The sequence below is a fragment of the Pseudomonas sp. TE6283 genome (genome assembly GCF_054060555.1).
The window spans coordinates 73,542-96,650 of the sequence record NZ_JBSSDH010000011.1; the positions used below are offsets into that span (position 1 = coordinate 73,542).

Consider the following 23,109-nt stretch of genomic DNA (forward strand, 5'->3'; position numbering starts at 1 on the left):
TGAGGTTCAGGCAGACAGCGTAGTGAACTCAGGCCAGAGGAGAGGCACGGGGATTGAGCGCGGGCCATAGCTGGCGCGGCGTGGGTTGGTAGTCGGCGAGTTGCGGCGGGTGGCCTGCTGGCTGCACGGGCGGGTTGTGCAGTTGCGGCGGGTAGCCGGGCAGGGCCAGCAAGGGCGCGGCGCCCAGGCAGCACCAGCAGTTCATCATGCTGGCGCTGTCGTCGCTTTGCGTCCCCAGGTCGATCTTGGCCAGGGCCTGGACATCGACCTTGGCCTTGCCGGCCATGCTGGAACAGAAAGCCCCCCACAGCAGCTGTTCGGCCGGGCCCTTGGGCGCGGCAGAAGACAGCGGCATGGCCAGCAGGTTGAACAGCACTGCAAGGCAGGCTATCCAGGCGATGTGCCGACGTGGGGGCATGGAGAGATCCGGTCAGGAATCGTGGTGGCTATTGTACGGCGGAGTATAGGAAAAAATGCCGGGGTGCGGTGAAGTGCCGCACCTGAAGTAGAGCATGCCGCGCAAGAGACGTGGGTTCGTGGGAGCGGGCTCACACAGGGCTGGGGTATCAGGCCTTGCCACGCCCCAGCAGTCCACGCACGGTTTCCTGCAGGTCAGCCGGCAGCACCACCACTTTCGAATTGTCGCTGCTCGCCAGGTTCTCCATCGCGCCAATGTAACGCTCACCCAGCAGGTACATGGCCGGCACGGTCTCGCTGCCCACCGCTTCCTTGACCAGCGTGATCGCCCGCGCCGACGCCTCGGCCAGGTTGACCTGGGCCTCGGCATCCAGCTTGGCCGCCTGCAGGCGCGCCTCGGCTTCGAGGATGGCAGCCTGCTTGTTGCCTTCGGCGCGGGTCACGTCGGCTTTACGCTCACGCTCGGCAGCCGCCTGGCGTTCCATGGCGGTCTGCATGCTCGGCGATGGCTTGATGTCCTGGATCTCCACCGAGCGCACGGTCACGCCCCAGTCTTCGGTCTGCTCGGACATCGCCTCGCGCAGGCGCGCCTTGATCTGCTCGCGGCTGGACAGCGCTTCGTCCAGGTCCATGGCGCCGACGATGGCGCGCAGCGAGGTCATGGTCAGGCTGGTGACGGCGAACGAGAAGTTCTGCACGCCGTAAGAGGCCTTCTGCGGGTCGACCACCTTGGCGAAACACAGGGCGTTGGCGACGATCACCGCGTTGTCCTTGGTGATGATCTCCTGCTGCTGCACGTCGAGAATGATGTCCTTGGTCGGCAGGCGGTAGGCGACTACGTCCATGTACGGGATGACGATGTTCAGGCCCGGCTTGAGGGTGCTGTGGTAGCGGCCCAGGCGTTCGACGATCCACTCCTCGCCCTGGGGCACGATGCGCACTCCCTTGAACACGGTGATGAGAACGAATGCGGCGAGGGTGCCGACGACGATGAGGCTGGTCATGGTGCGAACTTCCTTTTAGTGCGGATTCAGGCCCGGGTGACCCGGGCGGTGTTGCCTTCGATGGCGGCCAGGCGCACGCGCTCGCCGGCGGGGATGTCGCTGTCGGCGACGCAGGTCCATTCCTCGTTGCCGAGGATCGGTTTCTGGAAGCGTACCCGGCCTTTCTGGAACTGCGACACGTTGGCGGTCAGCAGGCCGACCTCGCCGATCACGCTCTCGGCGGTCCAGCGCACGTCTGGCTTCTTGCGGCGAAATACCTTGAACCAAAGCACGGTGGTGATCGACGAGAACACCACCCACAGCAGGCCCTGCATATCGAGTTGCAGGCTGGGCGCGAGCAGCGAGACGAGCGACACCAGCACGGCGCCGATGCCGAACCAGAGGATGAAGAAGGTGGGGAGTACCAGTTCCAGCAGGATCAGGGCCACGCCGAAGACGAGCCAGATCCACCATTGCATTTCCATATGAACAGGGCCTTCCAGGGGGAGGGGTCAGAGTTTACGGCAGTGGAGAGGCTAATGGCCATTTGTTGAGTGGGTTGAAGCGTCTGAGATTCCGGTCGGACCATGGGGCCGTCGAAGTCAGCGGGTAAGTGCCGATAGCAGTTCAGTCGCCGAGCAGAACATCCGGTCAACCTCGGGAAGTTCGGGGCGTTTGAGAATCAGGACCGGAATACCTTGCTCCCGCGCCACTTCCAGCTTCGGCTCGGTGGCCGTGCTGCCGCTGTTCTTGCTCACCAGCACGTCGATCTGCCGACGTTCGAACAGGGCACGTTCATCGTCGATGAGGAAGGGCCCGCGAGCACCGATCACCTCGCAGCGGTCATTGCCGGGGCACGCTTCGAGGGCGCGCAGGGTCCAGAACTGGTGTGGCGGGATTTCGTCCAGATGTTGCAGGGGTTCGCGACCAAGGGTGAACAAGGGGCGTTGGAATGGGGCCAGCGCCTCGATCAGCCCGGCCCAGTCCTCTACTTCGCGCCAGTCATCACCGGGCTGCGCCTGCCACGCCGGACGACGCAGGGCCCAGCAGGGAATGCCGGCGCTGTGTGCGGCGAGGGCGGCGTTGCGGCTGATCTGCGCAGCATAGGGGTGGGTGGCGTCGATCAGCAGGTCGATGCCTTCGGCGCGCATGTACTCGGCCAGGCCTTCGGCGCCGCCATAGCCGCCGACCCGCACTTGGCAGGCGAGGTCCTGGGGAATGCGGCCGATACCGGCGAGGCTGTAGATATGCTGCGGGCCAAGCTGGCGAGCGATGGCCAGGGCTTCGGTGACGCCGCCGAGCAGCAGGATCCGGCCGTTCATGCCAGGCCCGCCTTGCCGACGATGCCACCCTGGCGGTCGATGGCGAATACTTCCACCTGCACCTGGGCAGGCACCACACTGCGGGCGAAGACCAGGGCATGGCGGCACACCTCATCGCCCAGGGCGATGCCGGCGGCATGCGCGAGGGCGAGGGCCTGCTGGCTGGTGTTGGCGGCGATGATCGCCTGTTGCAGTGCCGTGTCCGCGCCAATGGCCGCAGCCCAGCCCGCCAACTGCGGCAGGTCGATGCTCGAATGGCGGCTGTGCAGGTCCATGTGCCCGGCGGCCAGCTTGCTGATCTTGCCGAAGCCGCCGCATAGCGTGAGGCGCGGCACGGGTACCTTGCGCAGGTGCTTGAGCACGGCGCCGACGAAGTCGCCCATCTCGATCAGGGCGATTTCCGGCAGGTTGTAGACCCGGCGCATGGTGTCTTCGCTGGCGTTGCCGGTGCAGGCGGCGATATGGGTGTAGCCGTTGGTGTGGGCGACATCGATGCCCTGGTGGATCGAGGCGATGTAGGCCGAGCAGGAAAACGGCCGGACGATGCCGCTGGTGCCCAGGATCGACAGTCCGCCGAGGATGCCCAGGCGTGGATTCATGGTCTTGAGGGCCAGCTGTTCGCCTCCCTGCACGTTGACCGTCACCTCGAAACCGCCGTGGTAGCCGCAATCGCCCGCCAGTTGCAGCAAATGGTCGCTGATCATCTTGCGCGGTACCGGGTTGATCGCCGGTTCACCGACTGCCAGCACCAGCCCCGGTCGAGTCACGGTACCCACGCCCGCGCCCGCGACGAAGCGAACGCCGGGCTCGGCGCGCAGGTGCACCTGGCTGAAGAGCAGGGCGCCATGGGTGACATCGGGGTCGTCACCGGCATCCTTCAAGGTGCCGGCCTCGGCCATGTCGCCCTTGAGGCGGCAGAACTCCAGGCGCATCTGCACCACCTTGCCCTTGGGCAGGGTGATCTCCACCGCATCGTGGCGTTGCCCGGTGAGCAGCAGTCGGGCCGCCGCCAGGCTGGTGGCGGTGGCGCAGCTGCCGGTGGTCAGGCCGCTGCGCAGTGGCGCGGGCTGTTCACGGGTTTCTTCACGCATCGAGAGGCTTCACCACGTCGAGCAGGGTGATCGGCAGGGCCTGGCGCCAGGTGTCGAAACTGCCCAGTGGCTGTGTGTGGGCGATATGGATGCGGGTCAGCTCGCCGCCGTGCTGCTCGCGGAACTGCGCCAGGGCGACCTCGCTTTGCAGCGTGACGGCGTTGGCAACCAGGCGTCCGCCCGGCAGCAGGCGCTCCCAGCACAGGTCGAGCACGCCTTCGCGGGTGACGCCGCCGCCGATGAAGATCGCGTCGGGACGTTCCAGCCCGGCCAGCGCTTCGGGGGCCTTGCCGCGGATCAGGTGCAGGCCGGGCACGCCGAGGGTGTCGCGGTTGTGTTCGATGAAGCCCTGGCGGCCTTCGTCGGCCTCGATCGCAAGTGTGCGGCAGCTGGGATGGGCGCGCATCCACTCGATGCCGATGGAGCCGCAGCCCGCGCCCACGTCCCACAGCAGTTCGCCGGGTTGCGGGGCGAGGCGGGCCAGGGTGATGGCGCGCACATCGCGCTTGGTCAGCTGGCCGTCGTGACGGAAGGCGCTGTCGGGCAGCCCGGATACCCTAGGCAGACGTGGGGTGTCGGGTGAGGCCTGGCATTCGATGGCGACCAGGTTGAGCGTGGCAAGGTCGGTGTGCGGCCAGTCGTCGGCGGTGCCGCACAGCCTGCGCTCCTGTGGGCCGCCGAGGTGTTCGAACACCTGGAGACGGCTGGGGCCGAAGCCACGTTCGCGTAGTTGCGCGGCAATGGATGCCGGGCTGCTTTCGTCGTTGCTCAGCACCAGCAGGCGCACGCCGCTGTGCAGATGGGCATTGAGCGCGGCCAGCGGGCGGGCAACCACCGAGACCACCTGTACCTCCTGCAACGGCCAGCCCAGGCGAGCGGCGGCCAGGGCACAGGAGGAGGGCATCGACAGCACTTGCAGTTCCTCGGCGGGCAGCTGGCGCGCCAGGCTGGCGCCGACGCCGTAGAACATCGGGTCGCCGCTGGCCAGTACGCATACCGGCTCGCCGCGCAGGGCCAGGACCGGGGCCAGGGAGAAGGGGCTGGGCCAGTGCAATTGCTCGGCGGTCACGCAGCGGGGCAGCAGCGCCAACTGGCGTGGGGCACCGATGATTCGCGTGGCTGCCAGCAGGGCGCGCCGGGCCTGTTTGCCCAGGCCGCTGAAGCCGTCTTCGCCGATGCCTATTACTGTCAGCCAGGGGGCCATCTGTTCCTCGTACCAATCATTGATCGCGGGGCAAGCCCGCTCCCACGAGGGGACGTGGGAGCGGGCTTGCCCCGCGATTCGTCTAAGCGTTCGACCACCGGTTTTTCATGCCGCCGGACAAAGCAGGCATAATACCGCGCCTTCTACACTGAAGCGCACTTTCACGATTGCCGGATGTCCCCTTGACGCAGCCCCCTTCACCCGAAGTTTCGCCCCGTCCCTCGGCCTGCCCGGGGTTGTGGCGCATCGTCGCCGCGCGCGATGGTGGCATTTGCCGGATCAAGCTGCCCGGCGGCCTGCTGCTGGCCGACCAGGCCGATGCCGTGGCCGACGCCGCGGAGCGCTTCGCCGGCGGGGTGATCGAGGCGACCAACCGAGCCAACTTGCAGATCCGTGGCATTGGCCAGGATCACGGTGGGCTGGTCGAGCATCTGCTGGCCGCCGGGCTCGGCCCGCGTGACGCGGCGGGCGATGATGTACGCAACCTCATGCTCAGCCCACTGGCCGGCCTCGATCCGGCCATGCTGTTCGACACCCGACCCTTGGCCGGGCAGATCCTCGAGCTGCTGGAAAGCACACCCCGGTTTCACAAGCTGTCGGCCAAGTTCGCCGTGCAGCTCGATGGCGGCGAAGCGCTGGCGATGCTCGACCACGCCCATGACCTGTGGCTGTCCGCGATGCATCACGAAGGACGCATCTGGTTGCGGTTCGGCCTCGCGAGCAGCCTGTCGAATGGCCAGGCGCTGGGCACGGTACCGGTGGAGCATGGGCTGGCGTTGGTGCGCGAAGTGCTGGAACGCTTCCTCGACCTGGCGACGCCCGAGCAGTCGCGCATGCGTCAATTGCTGCAGGTGTGCCCGGTCGAGCACTTCCTGGAAGGGCTGGCGATCCAGATCGATGGCACATCGATGGCCTGGCAGCGCCCGGTGTCGACCAGCCCGTGGCTGGGCGTGCTGCCCCAGCGCCAGGGCGTGGCCTTGGGCGTCGCACCACCTCTCGGGCGCCTGGCGCCCGCAATGCTCCGCAGTGCCGCACGCATCGCCCGGCAGTGGGGCGATGGCAGCTTGCGCCTGACGCCTTGGCAGAGCCTGGTGCTGACCTCCCTCGCACCGACCGAGCTGGAAAACGCACGCGCGCAACTGACGGCATCCGGCATGCTCTGCGACAACGAACATCCCCTGGCGCGAGTCGTCGCCTGCACCGGCTCCAGCGGTTGCGCCAAGGCCCAGGCCGACACGAAGGCCGACGCCATTGCCCTGGCCGCCCTGCTGCACCATGGCGCCCCAGGCAGCGTGCACCTGACAGCCTGCCCACGTTCCTGCGCCATGGCCCACGCCGCCCCGGCCACCCTGTTGGCTCGGGCCCCGGGCCGTTATGACCTTTACTTGCGCGACGCGCGCCTGCCAGGCTTCGGCAGGCTGCGCGCCGCCAACCTTACCCCAGAAGAAGCAGGCGCCATGCTCGACCTGCCGACGGAGCACCTTGATGATTGACTACATCCGCGATGGTCAGGAGATCTATCGCAATTCCTTCCGGATCATCCGCGAGGAAGCCCGGCTCGAGCGGATCCCCGCCGATCTTGAAAAGCTCGCCGTGCGCGTGATCCATGCCTGCGGCATGGTCGAGGCCATCGATGGCCTGCAGTTCTCCGAAGGCGCCGGTAGCGCCGGCCGCGAGGCCCTGGCCAAGGGCGCACCGATCCTCTGTGACGCGCACATGGTCGCTGAAGGCATCACCCGCGCCCGCCTGCCGGCCAACAACCCGGTGATCTGCACCCTGCGCGACCCGAGCGTGCCGGACCTGGCCAAGGCCGAGGGCAACACCCGCTCGGCGGTGGCCCTGGAACTGTGGCGCCCGCACCTGGAAGGCAGCGTGGTGGTGATCGGCAATGCACCGACCGCATTATTCTACCTGCTGGAAATGCTCGATGCCGGCGCGCCGAAACCGGCGCTGATCCTCGGCTTCCCGGTCGGCTTTGTCGGCGCCGCCGAATCCAAGGCGATGCTCGCCGCCGACAGCCGTGGCGTGCCGTTCGTGATCATGCAGGGCCGCCTGGGCGGCAGCGCGATGGCTGCCGCCGCGGTCAACGCCCTGGCCACGGAGGTGGAATGATGCACGCACGCGGACGACTGCTGGGCCTGGGCGTGGGCCCGGGCGATCCCGAACTGATCACGGTCAAGGCCCTGCGCCTGCTGCGCGAGGCCCCCGTGGTGGCGTACTTCGTGGCCAAGGGCAAGCGCGGTAACGCCTTCGGCATCATCGAAGCGCACCTGCAAGCCGAACAGACCCTGCTGCCGCTGGTGTATCCGGTGACCACCGAGGCGCTGCCCGCGCCGCTCTCCTACGAGCAGGTGATCAGCGACTTCTACGACGAAGCCAGCCTGCAGGTTGCCGAGCACCTGGACGCCGGCCGCGACGTGGCGGTGATCTGCGAAGGGGACCCGTTCTTCTACGGCTCCTACATGTACCTGCACGATCGCCTGGCCTCGCGCTACGAGGCCCAGGTGATCCCTGGTGTCTGCTCGATGCTCGGTGGCGCTTCGGTGCTCGGTGCACCGCTGGTCTATCGCAACCAGACTCTCACCGTGCTCTCCGGTGTGTTGCCCCATGAAGAGCTCAAGCAGCGCCTTGCTGCTGCCGACGCGGCAGTGATCATGAAGCTGGGGCGCAACTTCCCCAAGGTTCGCCAGGTACTCGGCGAGCTGGGCCTGGATAGCCGCGCGCTGTACGTGGAGCGGGCGACCATGGCCAACCAGAAGATCGTCGCGTTGGATGAGGTCGATCCGCAGTCCTCGCCGTACTTCTCGCTGATCATCGTGCCGGGTGAGAAATGGCAGGGATGATCAAGGCACCGGCAATCGTCATTCTTGGTCTGGGCAGCCTGGCCACCGCGCAGCGTATCCAGCAACGTTACCCACAGGCCTTGATCCATGGCCTGCAAGGGCGTGTGGAGGGTGTCGACCGTTACTACGCAGCCTTCGGCGACACCCTGCGCGAGCTTTATCAACAAGACACGCCGATCATCGCCTTGTGCGCGGCGGGTATTGTCATTCGTACCCTGGCGCCGCTGTTGAGCGAAAAAGGTGTCGAGCCTCCTGTTCTGGTCGTGGCCGAGGATGGCAGCGCCGTGGTGCCGCTGCTCGGTGGACTGGGCGGGGTCAACGTCATGGCCCGAGAGATCGGTGAGGCGCTGGGTGTCAGCGCGGCGATCACCACCAGTGGCGAGCTGCGCTTCGGCACATGCCTGCTCAACCCGCCCGAGGGTTATGCACTGGCGGACCTGGAGCAGGGCAAGCGCTTCGTCTCCGACCTGCTGGCGGGCGAAACCGTGCGTGTCGAAGGCGACGCGCCGTGGCTCGAGCACGCGCAGTTGCCTGCAGGTGGCGATGCGCGGCGCACCATCCATGTGGGGAGCGCGCTTCGCCCGGCCAACCGTGACGAACTGCTGATCCATGCGCGTTGCGTGGTGGTGGCGGTCACAGCCGGTAGCGCTGACCTGGTGCAACAGGTGCGCGAGGAACTGCTGCGAGCGAACATCGCCGAGCCCGCGCTGGCCTGCCTGCTGGCGAGCGAAGCCGAGATGGCGGAGCCGACCCTGCACGAGGCTGCCCAGGCGCTGAACGTCGCCCTGCGCTTCGCTCCGGCCGCCGAGAACCTGGAGCGGATGCTGGCTGATGCATTGCCGCAAGCGCGTGTGGGTTCGTTCGTGGGGCTCGCCCACGCCGTTGCCGCGGCACCGGTCGACATCGACCGGGTTGGCCGTCGCCGGGGGCGCCTGGCCGTGATCGGCCTGGGCCCTGGTGCCGCCGAGCTGATGGTGCCGGCGGTCAAGGCGGAGCTGGCGCGGGCGCAGGATGTACTTGGCTACGAAACCTACGTGCGCATGGCCGGCCCCTTCCGTGGCGATCAAGTGTTGCACTGCACCGACAACCGCGAAGAGATGCAGCGCGCTCGCCATGCTTTCGAGCTGGCAGCTCAAGGGCGTTCGGTGGTGGTGGTGTCGTCGGGCGATCCTGGCGTGTTCGCCATGGCCGCCGCAGTGCTCGAAGCGTTACACGAGTCCAGCGACCCCGCCTGGCAGCGCGTCGAGTTGCAGATCCTGCCCGGCGTCTCGGCCTCGCTGGCCACCGCCGCGCAAGCGGGGGCGCCGCTGGGGCACGATTTCTGCGTGATGTCGCTGTCGGACAACCTCAAGCCCTGGTCGATCATCGAAAAACGCCTCGACCTGGCCGCCCAGGCGGATCTGGTGCTGGCGTTCTACAACCCGATCTCCAAGGCCCGGCCTCATCAGTTGGGCGCGGCGCTGGAAGTGGTACGTCGCCATCGCGACGCAGGCACCCCCGTGGTGCTGGGCCGTGATATCGGCCGGCCGGGGCAGGCGCTGCGGGTGGTGACCCTGGGCGAGCTGCTGCCGGAGATGGTCGATATGCGCACCATGGTGCTGGTCGGCTCCTCGACCACCTGCACCTTCCCCCGTGCCGATGGCGGCCAGTGGGTGTACACGCCGCGCTGGTACCCCGCCAAGCCGTGAGCGAAGCCGGGGTCAGGGCAGCAGGTAGCCCTTGATCCCGGTGAAGATGATCTGCGCCGCCAGGGCGCAGACGAACAGCCCCATCAGGCGGCTGACGATCTGCAGGCCCTGGTCCCCAAGCAGCCGCTCGATCCGATGGGAGAGGTACAGCACCAGGCCGACGGTGAAGCTGGCCAGGGCGATGCTGACGATGGCCAGCAGCTTGTCATCCCAGTGCGGCTGGCCCACCCCCATCACCAGCAGCGCACCGATGGTGCCCGGGCCGACGGTGAGCGGAATGGTCAGCGGCACGATGGTCACGTCCTGCTGCACGTTGTCGGTCTGCACCGCCGACTTGCCCTGGGCCATGCCCAGCGCCGAGATGAACAGCACCGAGCCCGCGCCGATGCGGAAGGCGTCGGCGGTGATGCCGAATACCCCGAAGATCACCCGCCCGAACAAGTACAGCAGCACGCTGGCGACCAGCGTGGCAATGGCCACCCGCCAGGCCAGTTGCTTGCGTTCCTTGCTGGAGTGGCCGCGGGTCAGGCCGATGAAACATGAGAGCACGAAGAACGGGCTGTAGAGCACGAGCATCTTCAGGTAGACGCTGAACAACTCATGGAGCATGGGGGCGGGTCCGCGACGGGATAGGTGGCACCTGTATAGCACGGAACCTGCGGGATGGGCGCGGGCTTCTCTCAGGCCAGCGGGTCAGACACTACCTGACGCTGCCCCGCCCAGAACTGGATCAGCTCGCGCAATTGCGACAGCTCCACCGGCTTGGCCATGTGCCCGTCCATGCCAGCCAGGCGCGCGCGCTCCTTGTGTTCGTTGAGAATGTGCGCGGTCAGTGCCACCACCGGGGTGCGCGGGCGCTGGTTGGCGGTTTCCCAGGCACGCAGCTGCTCGGTGGCGGAGAACCCATCGAGCACTGGCATCTCGCAGTCCATCAGTACCAGGTCGTAGTGCCTGGCCTTCATCGCCTGCAGGGCTTCCTCGCCGTTGCTGGCGGTGTCCGGCTCGAGGTTGAGCTTGCCGAGCATGCCGCGGATGACCTTGGTCGAGATGCTGTTGTCCTCGGCCACCAGGATGCGGAAGTCGCCGGGCAGGTCCAATGGCACCGGGCTGCCGGCCGGCAGCGGCGGCGCGGCCTGCTCGCGGCCGCGCAGGGCGAGCTCCTCGGCGAGGGTGGTCTTGAGCGTGTAGCCGGCCACCGGCTTGGCGAGGATGCGCTTGACCCCGGCGTTGCGGGCGATGATCTTGCTCGGCGCATTACTGATGCCGGTAAGCATGACCACCAGGATATCGTGGTTCAGGCTCGGGTCTTCCTTGATCTTGGCCGCCAGCTGCATGCCGGTCATGCCGGGCATGTTCTGGTCCAGCAGCACCGCGTCGAAGTAGTCGCGCAGGTGCGCCTTGGTACGCAGCAACGCCAGCGCTTCCTTGCCCGACGGTACCGCGCTGACGTTCATGCCCCAGGCGCTGCACTGCTGCACCAGCACCTTGCGGCAGGTATCGTTGTCGTCGACCACCAGCACCCGCGCATCGCGCAAAGGGCTGTCGAGGTCGGTGGCCGGCTGTTCCAGGCGCAGCGGGTCCAGCGGCAGGGTCAGCCACAGGGTGTTGCCCATGCTGGTGCTGGTCTTGATGCCGAACTCGCCTTGCATCAGGCCGATCAGCTGCTTGGCGATCACCAGGCCCAAGTGGCCGCCGAGCTTGTTGCTGGAGAGGAAGTGGCGGCTGTGCAGTTCGGCCTGTAGCAGGGCATCGCGCTCGGCGGGCGGCATGGGCTCGCCGCTGTCCTGCACGGCAATGCGCAAGCGCGGGCTGTCGCCGCGTTGGTCGAGGGCCACCACCAGCAGGATCTCGCCCTGGGTGGTGTTTTTCAGGGCGTTGTCCAGCAGACTCGACAGGGCCTGGCGCAGGCGTGTCGGGTCGCCGCTGACGACCCTGGGCACCTGGGGCTGGGTGAAGCTGATCAACTCGATGTTCTGCTGCTCGGCCTTGGCCCGGAAGATGTTCAGGCAGTCCTCGATCAGGGCATTGAGGTCGAACTGCACATCGTCCAGTTCGATCTGCCGAGATTCGAGCTTGGAGATGTCGAGAATTTCGTTGATCAGGGTGAGCAGTTCGTTGCCGGCGCTGTGGATGGTTTGTACGTAGTCGCGCTGTTTAACCGACAGCGGCGTGCCCAGCAGCAGTTCGGTCATGCCCAGCACACCGTTCATGGGGGTGCGGATCTCGTGGCTGATCTTGGCCAGGAATTCGGCCTTGGCGTTGATCTCGGCATCGCTGGCGGCCAGGGCGCGGCTGGCGCGGAAACGCTCCTCGCTGATCCGGCGCAGGCGCTCGCTGACCGCGAGGTTGAGCAACAGGCCGCTGACCACCGTCAGCGCCATGAGGATGCACAGCAGCCAGGGCGTGGGGGTGCGGGTCAGGCCCAGCAGGGCCGGCAGCAGCACCAGGCCGCCGAGGTTGAATACCAGCATCGCCACGGTGAACAACCGCGCCGGGCCGTAGCCCTTGTACCAGTGATAGCTGCTGACCAGCAGCATGCTCAGGCTGCCCAGTGCGAGCAGGGCGTAGGTCATCAGGTTCAGCGGCAGCGTGTCGACGAACAGCAGCACCATGCCGCTGACTGCAGCCACCACCATTTCCATCTGCAGCAGGCGGTTGAGCCGCGCCGAACTGCAGGGAGAGAAAAAGTGCAGGGTGAAGTACAGCCCGGCCAGGCCCGCCAGCACCAGGGTCAGATAGGCCGCCGGCGTTTGCGCGCTGTGCCACAGCTGACTCCACGGGCCAGTGAGATTGAGCAGGATCAGCGCGCTGAGCAGCATCAGGCCGTGGTACAGCGCCAGGACCAGCGTGGTGCTGGAGCGTGAATAGGCGAAGCGGATCAGGTTGTGCAGGATCAGCATCACCAGCCCGCCGAACAGCAGGCCGAACAGCAGCGACTGGCGCTGGTCGGCGGCGGCGTGGGCGGTGGACTCGACGCTGATGGCCGGGCGCAACTGGTGTTCGGAGACCAGTCGCAGGTAGATGTCCAGTGGCTGGCTGCTGTGCGGCAGCGGCAGCACATGGTCCCGGCCGCGCTGGGTCGGGCTCAGGCCATCGCCCTGGCGCCCATGGTGCAACTGGCGCAGCAGCTTGCCGCCTTCGAGGGCGTAGAGGTCCAGGCGCGACAGGTCGGGGGCGAAGATGCGGACCAGTTGCTCCTGGTCGTGCGGTTCCAGGCGATAGTGCAGCCAGAGTGCCTGGTCGGGGAGGGCGGCATCCAGTTCGTCAAGGGCCAGGGGGCTGAACTGGTTGCGGTAACGCTCGGAGCGTACATCGGACAATTGCAGGTTGCCCTGTTCATCGAGCAGCGCCGACCAGCCTGCGGCCTGTTCGGCGTGTGCCGGGAGCAGGCAGAGCAGGGTCAGCAGGCTGACGATCAGGGCTATGGCAATCCGAAGCCGACGCACGACGAAATCCCTTCTTAGCTAATGTGCCGGATAACAACTATGCGCGGCGCGCCAAGGCGAAGGCAAGGCCCGGCAGGGCCTTGACGACGAGCCGAAGGCCGCGTGCGCGGAGCGCCACGGCCGTTCAGTGCCTTTTTTTACTGCTGGTGCTCACCGCGCTCGCGGGCGATGGCCCGGTAGCCGATGTCGGTGCGGTAGAAGCTGGCGTCCCACTTGACCTGTTCGGCCAGGCGGTAGGCCTGCTGCTGGGCGGCCTCGACGGTGTCGCCCATGGCGGTGGCGCAGAGCACGCGGCCGCCAGCGGTGACCACTTGGCCGTCCTTCAACGCGGTACCGGCGTGGAACACCTTGCCTTCAAGCTTGGCGGCGGCATCCAGGCCGCTGATCGCGGCGCCCTTGGCGTAGTCGCCCGGGTAGCCGCCGGCCGCCAGCACCACGCCCAGGCTCGGGCGCGGGTCCCACTGGGCCTCGACCTTGTCCAGGGCCTTGGCGAACGCGGCCTCGACCAGCAGCACCAGGCTCGACTCCAGGCGCAGCATGACCGGCTGGGTCTCCGGATCGCCGAAGCGGCAGTTGAACTCGATGACCTTGGGGTTGCCCGCCTTGTCGATCATCAGGCCGGCGTAGAGGAAACCGGTGTAGACGTTGCCTTCCTCGGCCATGCCGCGCACGGTCGGCCAGATCACCTGGTCCATCACGCGCTGGTGCACGTCGGCGGTGACCACCGGGGCAGGGGAGTAGGCGCCCATGCCACCGGTGTTCGGGCCGGTGTCCTGGTCGCCGACGCGCTTGTGGTCCTGGCTGGTGGCCATGGGCAGCACGTTGTGGCCGTCGACCATGACGATGAAGCTGGCTTCCTCGCCGTCGAGGAACTCTTCGATCACCACCCGCGAACCGGCTTCACCGAAAGCATTGCCGGCGAGCATGTCGCGCACGGCGTCTTCGGCTTCCTGCAGGGTCATGGCGACGATCACGCCCTTGCCGGCGGCCAGGCCGTCGGCCTTGATCACGATCGGCGCGCCTTTCTCACGCAGGTAGGCCAGGGCCGGCTCGATCTCGGTGAAGTTCTGGTAGTCGGCGGTCGGGATCTTGTGACGGGCCAGGAAGTCCTTGGTGAAGGCCTTGGAGCCTTCCAGCTGGGCCGCGCCCTTGGTCGGACCGAAGCAGTCCAGGTTGCGGCTGCGGAACAGGTCGACGACGCCGAGCACCAGCGGCGCTTCCGGGCCGACGATGGTCAGGTCGACGTTGTTCTCGGCGAAGTCGGCCAGTTGCTCCAGGGCGGTGACGTCGATGGCGACGTTCTCGCACTTGGCTTCGGTGGCGGTGCCGGCGTTGCCCGGGGCAACGAAGACTTTCTCGACGCGTGGGTCCTGGGCGACTTTCCAGGCCAGGGCGTGTTCACGACCGCCGCTGCCGATGATCAAAACTTTCATGTCAAAACCTCGAATTCTTTCGGACGGGAGGCAAGGCCTCACGCTGTACGAGGTCGCAATGAAGCAGGTAGATGCAAGGCGGGGCCGGTTCCGATGAGCGGAGTTGCCTTCTGGCAATGAGCATCAGCGGAACCGGCCCCAACGCAGCAGATGCCTGCTTCAGTGCGGCCGATTGCCGTAAATCAGTGGCGGAAGTGGCGCATGCCGGTGAACACCATCGCAATGCCGGCTTCGTCGGCAGCGGCGATGACTTCGGCATCACGCATCGAGCCACCCGGCTGGATCACGGCGCTGATACCCACTTTAGCCGCATTGTCGATGCCGTCGCGGAACGGGAAGAACGCGTCCGAGGCCATCACCGCGCCCTGCACCTGCAGACCGGCGTGTTCGGCCTTGATCGCGGCGATGCGCGCGGAGTTGACGCGGCTCATCTGGCCGGCGCCGACGCCGATGGTCTGGCGGTTCTTGGCGTAGACGATGGCGTTGGACTTGACGAACTTGGCCACTTTCCAGGCGAAGACCAGGTCGTGGACCTCCTGCTCGGTCGGTGCGCGCTGGGTGACGATCTTCAGGTCGTCGGCGCTGATCATGCCGATATCGCGGCTCTGCACCAGCAGGCCACCGTTGACGCGTTTGAAGTCCCAACCGGCGGCGCGCTCGGCTGGCCACTCGCCGCACTCCAGCAGGCGTACGTTCTGCTTGGCGGCCACGACTTCGCGGGCGGCCTGGGAGATTTTCGGGGCGATGATCACTTCGACGAACTGACGTTCGACGATAGCTTTGGCGGTTTCGCCGTCCAGTTCGCGGTTGAAGGCGATGATGCCGCCGAAGGCCGATTCGGTATCGGTGGCGTAGGCCAGGTCATAGGCCTTGCGGATGCCGCCCTCATCTTCAGGCACCACGGCCACGCCGCATGGGTTGGCGTGCTTGACGATGACGCAGGCCGGCTTGACGAAGCTCTTCACGCACTCCAGCGCGGCGTCGGTGTCGGCCACGTTGTTGAACGACAGCTCCTTGCCTTGCAGCTGGATCGCGGTGGAGATGCTGGCCTCGCCCTTCTTGGCCTCGACGTAGAACGCCGCGCTCTGGTGCGGGTTCTCGCCGTAGCGCATTTCCTGGGCTTTGACGAACTGACTGTTGAAGGTGCGCGGGAATTCGCTGCGGCCTTCGGTCGACAGGGTCTGCTTGGCCTGGTCGATGGTGCCCATGTAGTTGGCGATCATGCCGTCGTAGGCGGCAGTGTGCTCGAACGCCTTGAGCATCAGGTCGAAGCGCTGGGCGTAGGTCAGGCCACCGGCCTTGAGGCCCTCGACGATACCGGCGTAGTCACCAGTGTTGACCACGATGGCCACGTCTTTGTGGTTTTTCGCTGCCGAACGGACCATGGTCGGGCCGCCAATGTCGATGTTCTCGATGGCGGTCGGCAGGTCGCAGCCCGGCTTGCTGATGGTGGCTTCGAACGGGTACAGGTTGACCGCGACCAGGTCGATCGGCTTGATGCCGTGCTCGTTCATGATGGCGTCGTCGGTGCCGCGACGGCCGAGGATGCCGCCGTGGATCTTCGGATGCAGGGTCTTGACCCGGCCGTCCATCATTTCGGCGAAGCCGGTGTAATCGGCCACTTCCACCGCGCTCACGCCATTGTCCTTGAGCAGCTTGTAGGTGCCGCCGGTGGACAGGATCTCGACACCGAGCTGTTGCAGCTCACGGGCGAATTCGAGGATACCGGTCTTGTCGGAGACGCTGATCAGGGCGCGGCGGATCGGCAGGCGGGTAGTCTGGTCGGTCATTTCAGATTCCATAACGCGGTGGAGTCAGCAAAAAAGGCGCCTTTTTGCATGAGCGCCTTTTCTGGTTGGGGTTCTGGCCTTACAACAGATCGTACTGCTTGAGCTTCTTGCGCAGCGTGCCTCGGTTGAGTCCGAGCATCTCGCTGGCCTTGGTCTGGTTGCCCTTGACGTAGTTCATCACGCATTCGAGCAAGGGCGCCTCGACTTCCGAGAGCACCAGGTTGTACACGTCCGTGACGGTAGCGCCTTCCAGGTGGGCGAAGTAGTTGTGCAGCGCCTTCTCGACGCTGTCGCGCAGGGTCTGGCCCTCCTCGCTCGGCGTGTTCAGGTGCTGCTTGAGGTTGGCGTTGTCGCTCACGGGCGTTGTTCCACTCACTAATGTCTCGGTCATCATCGTCATGCGGCCACCCCTTGTTCGTCCTCTGTCCCAAGGCTCTGTCGACGTTCGGCGAAAAACGCCTGAACGTTGGCGCACTGCGCTTGTGTGTCTTCCAAAGCGTTGAACCGGCTGCGGAACTCCTTGCCGCCGGGTCGGGTCGCCAGGTACCAGCCCACGTGCTTGCGGGCGATACGCACGCCCATCACATCGCCGTAGAAGGCGTGCAGCGCAGCCAGGTGCTCCAGCAGAATGCGTTCCACTTCGTCCAGCGCCGGTGCGGGCATGTGCTCACCCGTGCGCAGGAAATGCTCGATCTCGCGGAAAATCCACGGCCGCCCCTGGGCGGCACGGCCGATCAGCAGGCCGTCGGCACCGGTGGCGTGCAGCACCGCCCGGGCCTTTTCCGGCGAGGTGATGTCGCCGTTGGCAAATACCGGGATCGACACCGCCTGCTTGATCGCGGCGATGGTGTCGTACTCGGCGTCACCGGTGTACAGGTCGGCGCGTGTGCGGCCATGCACCGCCAGCGCCTGGATGCCGGCCTGTTCGGCGATCTTCGCCACATTCAGGCCGTTCTTGCTCGCCCGGTCCCAGCCGGTGCGGATCTTCAGCGTCACCGGGACGTCCACGGCGCCGACGACGGCGTGGAGGATCTCGGTGACCAAGGCTTCATCTCTCAATAAAGCAGAGCCTGCGGCCTTGTTGCAGACTTTTTTCGCCGGGCAACCCATGTTGATGTCGATGATCTGGGCGCCGGCCTCGACGTTGGCCCGGGCCGCCTCGGCCATCATCTGCGCGTCGCCGCCGGCGATCTGCACCGAGCGCGGCTCGGGATCACCTTCGTGGATGCGGCGCAGGCTCGACTTGCGGCTGTTCCACAGGCGCATGTCGCTGGAGACCATCTCCGAGACCACCATGCCCGCCCCGAGGCGTTTGCACAGGGTGCGAAAAGGCTGGTCCGTGACGCCGGCCATGGGAGCCAGGATCAGGTTGTTCTGCAGTGTGTAAGGGCCGATGCGTACCGCCGACATAGGTGTTCCCTGTTGTGGGGCCGAATCATTGGAGTTCGAAAAAGGGATGGCATGATACCCGCTCTCGATGACCGGATAAAGATGAATCTGGATAAAATCTGAACAGTTGCGGCGTTATGACCGATGCCGCGGGTACTGGAAATTCAGCACGTTGCGCTGAACCTGGGGCCGCTTTGCGGCCCGTTCGCAACGCTGGCGAGCCAGTAGGGCGCGCTTGCCGCTGGTCGCTTATTCCGGCGAGCGGAAGCTCAGGCTGTAGTTCACCGCCTTCGGCCCCGGGTCGAGGATGTCCAGGGCGATATGGATCGGCGTTTGGCTGGGCATCTCGCCGCGGCCGGCCAGTTCGCCCGACAGGTATTCGCTGGGCTTGAAGCGCCGGCTGGCGATCAGCTGGCCGTTGAGGTCGGCGAAGCGCAGTTCCAGCAAGGGGAAGGGCTGGGCGAAGGGGGCACGGTTGTAGATGATCGCGTCGACGATCAGCGCGCCCTTGAAGTCCGGGTGGCTGCGCACCACCAGATTGCTGCTCTTGATCCGCGAGATGTCCACGCGGGTCGGCACCTGGCAGCCGAGCGCCGGACACAGTTGCTGGAACCAGGGGCGGTACTGGTCCTGGCGGGCCATCTCGTCGAAGTGGAACCAGACGTACTGGAACGCCAGCAGGGCGGCGGCCAGCAGCGTCAGGAAGCTCCACAGCAGGCGCTTGCCCCAGTTCGGCGCGGGCTTTTCCCAGTCCAGCTGCAACGGATCGTCGACCACATTGACCAGCGGCTCCTTGCGCGTGCGTTCGGGCTTGATCGCCAGGCTCGGCTCCAGGCGCTGCCCGTGCTGTTCGTCGGGCTCCTCGTCGCGGGCCGAGAGCGGCTCGCTGCGGACCTCGTCGTCCAGCGCCGACAGGCCCTTTTGCGGAACCGGCTCGTCGTTGACGGACAACCGCTCCAGTGGCTCGTCGAGTTCATCGGCCGGTGGCTGGTGGCGCACCGGCGGTTCGTCGTCCAGGTCGAGATCGGCGTTGCCGAGCGTCGGTTCGGTGCGTTCGTCGGCCGCGGCCTCCAGGTCCAGCGGTTCCTGTTCGACCAGTACCGGCGCTTCCTCGCGCACCTGTGCGGGCGTCAGGTCGTCATCGGTGGCCGTGCCGAACAGTTCATCGCCATGTCCATCCCCGACCTGCTCATCGCGACGGGCTTGCAGCACGCTCTGCGCCGCGCCGCGCCGGTCACCCGGGCTGCGTCGTTCAAGGCGCGCCAGTTCCTGGTCGAGGTCGAGGGCGTCCAGCTCCTCGGCCGTGACGCTCCAGTTGTCGTCGCCCGGTGCCGGGGTTTCGGCCGCCGGCTCGGCTGCCGTGGCCACCGGTGCGACCGGCTCGGCCACGGCGGGCGGTGCCTCGGCGCTGCCTTCGGCGGTGGCGGCGCGGTTCTGCTCCAGCAGCTGTTTCGCCGCGTTGAACACCTGCAGGCAATGGCCGCAGCGCACCACGCCGCGGGCCACGCTCAACTGGTGATGGGTGACGCGAAAGCTGGTCTGGCAATGCGGGCACTGGGTGACGAAACTGTCGGTCATGCGGCTGTCCGGGGAGCTGTGCAGGAAATGAGTCTAGGCGCGCTTAGCGGCGGCGACCACTGATACGTACCCAGCCGTCGCGCACGACGATCGGGTCCAGGTCGAAGTCCGCCGTATAGGCGGCGGCCACTTCCTCGCCTTGTTCGGCAAGGATGCCCGACAGCGCCAGCAGGCCACCGGGACGCACCAGGGCGGACAGTTGCGGCGCCAGCGAGACCAGCGGGCCGGCCAGGATATTGGCCACCAGCACGTCGGCCTGCATGGCCGGCATCTGCTCGGGCAGGTGCAGGGCGAACCGCGCGTCGGCGATACCGTTGCGCTGGGCATTGTCGCGCGAGGCTTCCAGCGCCTGCACGTCGATGTCGGTGCCGACCGCCTCGCGGGCGCCCAGCAGCAGCGCGGCGATGGCGAGGATGCCCGAGCCGCAGCCGAAGTCCAGCACCTGCGTGCCTTCCAGTTGCTGGCCGTCAAGCCATTCCAGGCACAGCGCGGTGGTTGGGTGGGTGCCGGTGCCGAAGGCCAGGCCCGGGTCGAGCAGCAGGTTGACGGCGTCCTTTTCAGGGGCTTCGTGCCAGCTCGGCACGATCCACAGGCGCTGGCCGAAGCGCATGGGCTGGAAGTTGTCCATCCAGCTGCGTTCCCAGTCCTGGTCCTCGATCACCTCGGCGTGGTGCTCGGGCAGCTCGGCGCCGGTCAGCAGGCGCAGGTGGGCGAACACCTGCTCGGGCTCGGCATCGGCCTCGAACAGCGCCAGCAGGTGCGTATGCGACCACAGCGGGGTGGTGTTGAGGTCCGGTTCGAAGATCGGCTGGTCTTCGGCGTCCATGAAAGTCACCGAGACGGCGCCTACTTCGAGCAGGGCATCTTCGTAGGTTTCGGCTTGTTCCGGGCTGATGGCCAGGCGTACTTGCAGCCAGGGCATGGCGGGCACCTTTGGTATATCGACAGGGGCAGCCCGAGGCTGCGCGAAAAGGCCGCCAGTTTACTTGAGTGCGGGGGCTTTGTGCAGGACGCAGTTGTGGGGCCGTAATTAACCGGTGCCATCGCCGGGCTAGCCCGCTCCCACGGGAGAGAGCGGGGCAGCCCTGCGGTTCAGAGGCTTCGCGCGCGGGTAACCCGGTCGACCAGGTACACCAGGCCGTGATAGTCGATGCCGCTGTGGCTCGACAGGCCGATTTCGCAGGTGCGGCTGGTGGAGATCCCTTCGCTGCAATACTGCACGGCGTCCTTGAGTGTGCGCAGGGAGTGGGCGTTGAGCTCCGGGGTGGTGAAGCCCTTGTCGCCGGCGAAGCCGCAGCAATGGATGCCCTCGGGGATCACCACCTGCCGGCTGCAGCGGCGCGCCAGGTCGATCAGCGCCTGGCTTTCACCCAGGTGCTGGGTGCTGCAGGTCACGTGCACCGCCACCGGCTCGTCCTGGGGGATGAACTCCAGCCTGTCGACCAGGTGGGTGCGGATGAAACGCACCGGGTCGTACAGGTCCAGCCGCGACTCGCCCAGGTCCTGCACCAGGCGCAGGGTGCAGGGGCTGGTGTCGCAGTAGATCGGGTCGAGGCCGCCGCGGCTGGCGTGCAGCAGGGCGTTGATCAACTCCTGGCGCTTGTGCTCGGCCTGCTCGGGGTAGCCCTTGGAGGCGAACGGCTGGCCGCAGCACAGGCTATCGGAATTGTCCGGGAACACCACCTGGTAGCCGGCCTTTTCCAGCAGGGCGCGGGTCTTGTCCAGCAGCGAGCTCTGTTCGCGGTCGGCGTAGGCCGGGCCCATCACTCGCGACACGCAGGCGGCCAGGTAGACGACCCTTGGTCGGGCATCGTGGCTCGGCGCGGGGAAGTCGATGGCGCGCAGCGGCTGCGGCATGGCGGGCGTCCACTGCGGCAGGCGGCCCTTGCTGGCCCTGCTCAGGCTGGCGCTGAGGCGGCTCATGCGTGGAGCGCCGAGCAGCCTGCGCGCGCCATCGGCGGCGGCCAGGGTGAAGCGGGCGCCGCGCAGGGTGGCGTGGAAATGCTCGGCCAGCCAGTCGGCGGCCTTGCCGTGCTCGGCGGCCTGGCCGCGCAACTTCTTCACCAGCTCGCCGGTATTGATGCCCACCGGGCAACGCTGGGCGCACAGGCCCGTGGCGGCGCAGGTGTCGATGCCTTGGTACTGATAGGTGCGCAGCAGTTCGCGAGTGTCGACGCCGGCGCGCTTCTTCGCCTGGATGTCGCGCCACATGACGATGCGCTGGCGTGGGCTCAAGGTCAGCCCTTTCGATGGGCACACCGGCTCGCAGAACCCGCACTCGATGCACTTGTCGACGATCTCGTCGGCGGCCGGCAGCGGCTTGAGGTTCTTCAGGTGGATGTCAGGATCCTCACTCAGCACCACATCGGGGTTGAGGATGCCGTTCGGGTCGAGCAGGTGCTTGAGCTGCCACATCAGCTGGTAGGCGTCGTTGCCCCATTCCAGCTCGACGAACGGCGCCATGTTGCGCCCGGTGCCGTGCTCGGCCTTGAGCGAGCCGCCGAACTCCACCGCCACCAATTGCGCCACATCGTCCATGAACGCCTGGTAGCGCGCCACTTCTTCGGCATTGTTGAAGCCCTGGGTGAAGACGAAGTGCAGGTTGCCTTCCAGGGCGTGACCGAAAATGATCGCCTCGTCGTAACGGTGCTTGTCGAACAGCTGGATCAGGCGGTTGACGCCTTCGGCCAGTTGCTCGATGGGGAAGGTAACGTCCTCGATGATCACCGTGGTGCCGGTCTGGCGCACGGCTCCGACGGCGGGGAAGGTGTCTTTGCGAATCTTCCACAGCTGGTTGTACACCGCCGGGTCTTCGCTGAAGGCGACCTTCTGCTCCAGCGGGAACTCGGCGATGGCTGCCATCACCTGGTCGAGCTGCTCGTGCAGCAGGCTTTGGCTGGCGGCTCGGGACTCGATCAGCAGGGCGCAGGCGTTGTCGGAAAGGCCTTTCACCCATGCCGGCATGCCAGGCATCTCTTGCACCGAACGCAGGCTGCGGCGGTCGAGCAGCTCCACGGCGGAGACCGGTTGCGGCTTGAGCAGCGTCACCGCCCGGCAGCAGCTTTCGACGCTCGGGAACACCAGCAGCGCGCTGGCCTTGTGCGGATGGTCGGGCACGGTGTCGTAGGTGACGGCGCTGATGAAACCGAGGGTGCCTTCGGAGCCCACCAGCAGATGCTGCAGGATGTCGAGCGGCTGGTCGTAGTCCACCAGCGCGTTGAGCGACAGGCCTGTGGTGTTCTTCAACCGGTACTTGTGGCGGATGCGACCGGCCAGCTCGGTGTTGGCGCGGGTCTCGCGGCCAAGGCGCGCGAGTTCATCCAGCAGACCGGCGTGGCTTTGCTCGAACGCGGCAACACTGGCCGGGTCCTCGCTGTCCAGGCGGGTGCCGTCGGCCAGCACCAGGCGCAGGCCGGCAAGGGTGTGGTAGGTGTTCTGCGCGGTGCCGCAGCACATGCCGCTGGCGTTGTTGGCGACGATGCCGCCGATCTTGCAGGCGTTGATCGAGGCCGGGTCCGGGCCGATCTTGCGCCCGAAGGGGGCGAGCCAGGCGTTGGCCTGGGCACCGATTACCCCGGGCTGCAGACGGATCTGCGTGCCCTGGCCGCGAATCTCCCGGCCGTTCCAGTTGTCGCCGAGCACGATCAGCACCGAGTCGCTGATGGCCTGGCCCGACAGGCTGGTGCCGGCGGCGCGGAAGGTCACCGGTACCCGGTCACGCTGGGCCAGCTGGAGCAGGGCGACCACTTCGTCCTCGGATTCCACGCGCACCACCAGCTTGGGAATCAGTCGGTAGAAACTGGCGTCGGTACCGAACGCCAAGGTCGAGGTCGGGTCGTCGAAGCGGCGTTCGGCGGGGATCAGGCGCTCGGCATCACGCAGGAACGCGGCGGGCAGGCTCATGCAGTCTCCTCGCGGGGCCGCG

General features: G+C 66.7%; 19 protein-coding genes. 4 read left to right on the top strand and 15 right to left on the bottom strand.

All coding sequences use genetic code 11. The features are described from left to right. Positions 1 to 28: 28 nt before the first annotated feature. From ACVWZ5_RS16130 to ACVWZ5_RS16155, 6 genes are all read right to left on the bottom strand, one after another. Positions 29 to 418: a DUF2946 domain-containing protein gene (locus tag ACVWZ5_RS16130; protein ID WP_084942448.1), complete on the bottom strand. Its 390-nt coding sequence runs from the start codon at positions 416 to 418 to the stop codon at positions 29 to 31. A 148-nt stretch (positions 419 to 566) separates the two neighbouring features. Continuing rightward, on the bottom strand, positions 567 to 1,421 hold the full coding sequence (locus ACVWZ5_RS16135) for an SPFH domain-containing protein (protein WP_062572712.1): 855 nt from the start codon (positions 1,419 to 1,421) through the stop codon (positions 567 to 569). A gap of 26 nt (positions 1,422 to 1,447) precedes the next feature. Next, a complete protein-coding gene (locus ACVWZ5_RS16140) occupies positions 1,448 to 1,885 on the bottom strand; it encodes an NfeD family protein (RefSeq protein WP_028691289.1) in 438 nt (145 codons plus the stop codon). 117 nt (positions 1,886 to 2,002) lie between these two features. Next, positions 2,003 to 2,722, bottom strand: a complete 720-nt coding sequence (locus ACVWZ5_RS16145) for a cobalt-precorrin-6A reductase (RefSeq protein WP_062572713.1) — start codon at positions 2,720 to 2,722, stop codon at positions 2,003 to 2,005. Then, on the bottom strand, positions 2,719 to 3,813 hold the full coding sequence (locus ACVWZ5_RS16150) for a cobalt-precorrin-5B (C(1))-methyltransferase (RefSeq protein WP_062572714.1): 1,095 nt from the start codon (positions 3,811 to 3,813) through the stop codon (positions 2,719 to 2,721). The genes ACVWZ5_RS16145 and ACVWZ5_RS16150 overlap by 4 nt, the downstream gene beginning before the upstream one ends. Next, positions 3,806 to 5,017 (bottom strand): bifunctional cobalt-precorrin-7 (C(5))-methyltransferase/cobalt-precorrin-6B (C(15))-methyltransferase, encoded by a 1,212-nt coding sequence (locus ACVWZ5_RS16155; protein ID WP_062572715.1) that lies wholly within the window; start codon positions 5,015 to 5,017, stop codon positions 3,806 to 3,808. The genes ACVWZ5_RS16150 and ACVWZ5_RS16155 overlap by 8 nt, the downstream gene beginning before the upstream one ends. A gap of 167 nt (positions 5,018 to 5,184) precedes the next feature. Here ACVWZ5_RS16155 and cobG point away from each other — a divergent pair, with 167 nt between their 5' ends. From cobG to cobJ, 4 genes are read left to right on the top strand one after another with little or no spacing between them, the layout of a single operon-like run. Next, positions 5,185 to 6,510: a precorrin-3B synthase gene (cobG, locus tag ACVWZ5_RS16160; protein ID WP_062572716.1), complete on the top strand. Its 1,326-nt coding sequence runs from the start codon at positions 5,185 to 5,187 to the stop codon at positions 6,508 to 6,510. Further along, entirely contained in the window at positions 6,503 to 7,129 is a 627-nt protein-coding gene (locus ACVWZ5_RS16165) for a precorrin-8X methylmutase (RefSeq protein WP_046854044.1), read from the top strand. The genes cobG and ACVWZ5_RS16165 overlap by 8 nt, the downstream gene beginning before the upstream one ends. Beyond that, complete coding sequence (locus ACVWZ5_RS16170) at positions 7,126 to 7,860, top strand: precorrin-2 C(20)-methyltransferase (protein ID WP_062572717.1); 735 nt, start codon at positions 7,126 to 7,128, stop codon at positions 7,858 to 7,860. Before ACVWZ5_RS16165 ends, ACVWZ5_RS16170 begins: the two co-directional genes overlap by 4 nt. Beyond that, a complete protein-coding gene (gene cobJ / locus ACVWZ5_RS16175; protein ID WP_062572718.1) occupies positions 7,848 to 9,548 on the top strand; it encodes a precorrin-3B C(17)-methyltransferase in 1,701 nt (566 codons plus the stop codon). Before ACVWZ5_RS16170 ends, cobJ begins: the two co-directional genes overlap by 13 nt. Before the next feature lie 12 nt (positions 9,549 to 9,560). Here the strand turns inward: cobJ and ACVWZ5_RS16180 are convergent, their stop codons facing one another. The 9 genes from ACVWZ5_RS16180 to ACVWZ5_RS16220 form a co-directional block, all read right to left on the bottom strand. Next, positions 9,561 to 10,157, bottom strand: coding sequence for a MarC family protein (locus tag ACVWZ5_RS16180; protein ID WP_028691281.1), 597 nt, complete (start codon positions 10,155 to 10,157; stop codon positions 9,561 to 9,563). 71 nt (positions 10,158 to 10,228) lie between these two features. After that, on the bottom strand, positions 10,229 to 12,994 hold the full coding sequence (locus ACVWZ5_RS16185; protein ID WP_062572719.1) for a hybrid sensor histidine kinase/response regulator: 2,766 nt from the start codon (positions 12,992 to 12,994) through the stop codon (positions 10,229 to 10,231). A gap of 137 nt (positions 12,995 to 13,131) precedes the next feature. Next, the gene (purD, locus tag ACVWZ5_RS16190; protein WP_062572720.1) at positions 13,132 to 14,427 is read right to left on the bottom strand and encodes a phosphoribosylamine--glycine ligase; all 1,296 of its coding nucleotides are present in this window, start codon (positions 14,425 to 14,427) and stop codon (positions 13,132 to 13,134) included. A 182-nt stretch (positions 14,428 to 14,609) separates the two neighbouring features. Further along, entirely contained in the window at positions 14,610 to 16,217 is a 1,608-nt protein-coding gene (gene purH, locus ACVWZ5_RS16195; RefSeq protein ID WP_084942450.1) for a bifunctional phosphoribosylaminoimidazolecarboxamide formyltransferase/IMP cyclohydrolase, read from the bottom strand. A gap of 79 nt (positions 16,218 to 16,296) precedes the next feature. Next, complete coding sequence (gene fis / locus ACVWZ5_RS16200; protein ID WP_011535876.1) at positions 16,297 to 16,617, bottom strand: DNA-binding transcriptional regulator Fis; 321 nt, start codon at positions 16,615 to 16,617, stop codon at positions 16,297 to 16,299. Next, positions 16,614 to 17,627, bottom strand: coding sequence for a tRNA dihydrouridine synthase DusB (dusB, locus tag ACVWZ5_RS16205; RefSeq protein WP_062572722.1), 1,014 nt, complete (start codon positions 17,625 to 17,627; stop codon positions 16,614 to 16,616). Before dusB ends, fis begins: the two co-directional genes overlap by 4 nt. Positions 17,628 to 17,855: 228 nt before the next feature. Next, complete coding sequence (locus ACVWZ5_RS16210) at positions 17,856 to 19,184, bottom strand: DUF3426 domain-containing protein (RefSeq protein WP_062572723.1); 1,329 nt, start codon at positions 19,182 to 19,184, stop codon at positions 17,856 to 17,858. Positions 19,185 to 19,227: 43 nt separating this feature from the next. Further along, positions 19,228 to 20,106: a 50S ribosomal protein L11 methyltransferase gene (gene prmA, locus ACVWZ5_RS16215; protein WP_062572724.1), complete on the bottom strand. Its 879-nt coding sequence runs from the start codon at positions 20,104 to 20,106 to the stop codon at positions 19,228 to 19,230. 170 nt (positions 20,107 to 20,276) lie between these two features. Then, a complete protein-coding gene (locus tag ACVWZ5_RS16220; RefSeq protein ID WP_062572725.1) occupies positions 20,277 to 23,087 on the bottom strand; it encodes an FAD-binding and (Fe-S)-binding domain-containing protein in 2,811 nt (936 codons plus the stop codon). Between the last annotated feature and the right edge of the window lie 22 nt (positions 23,088 to 23,109).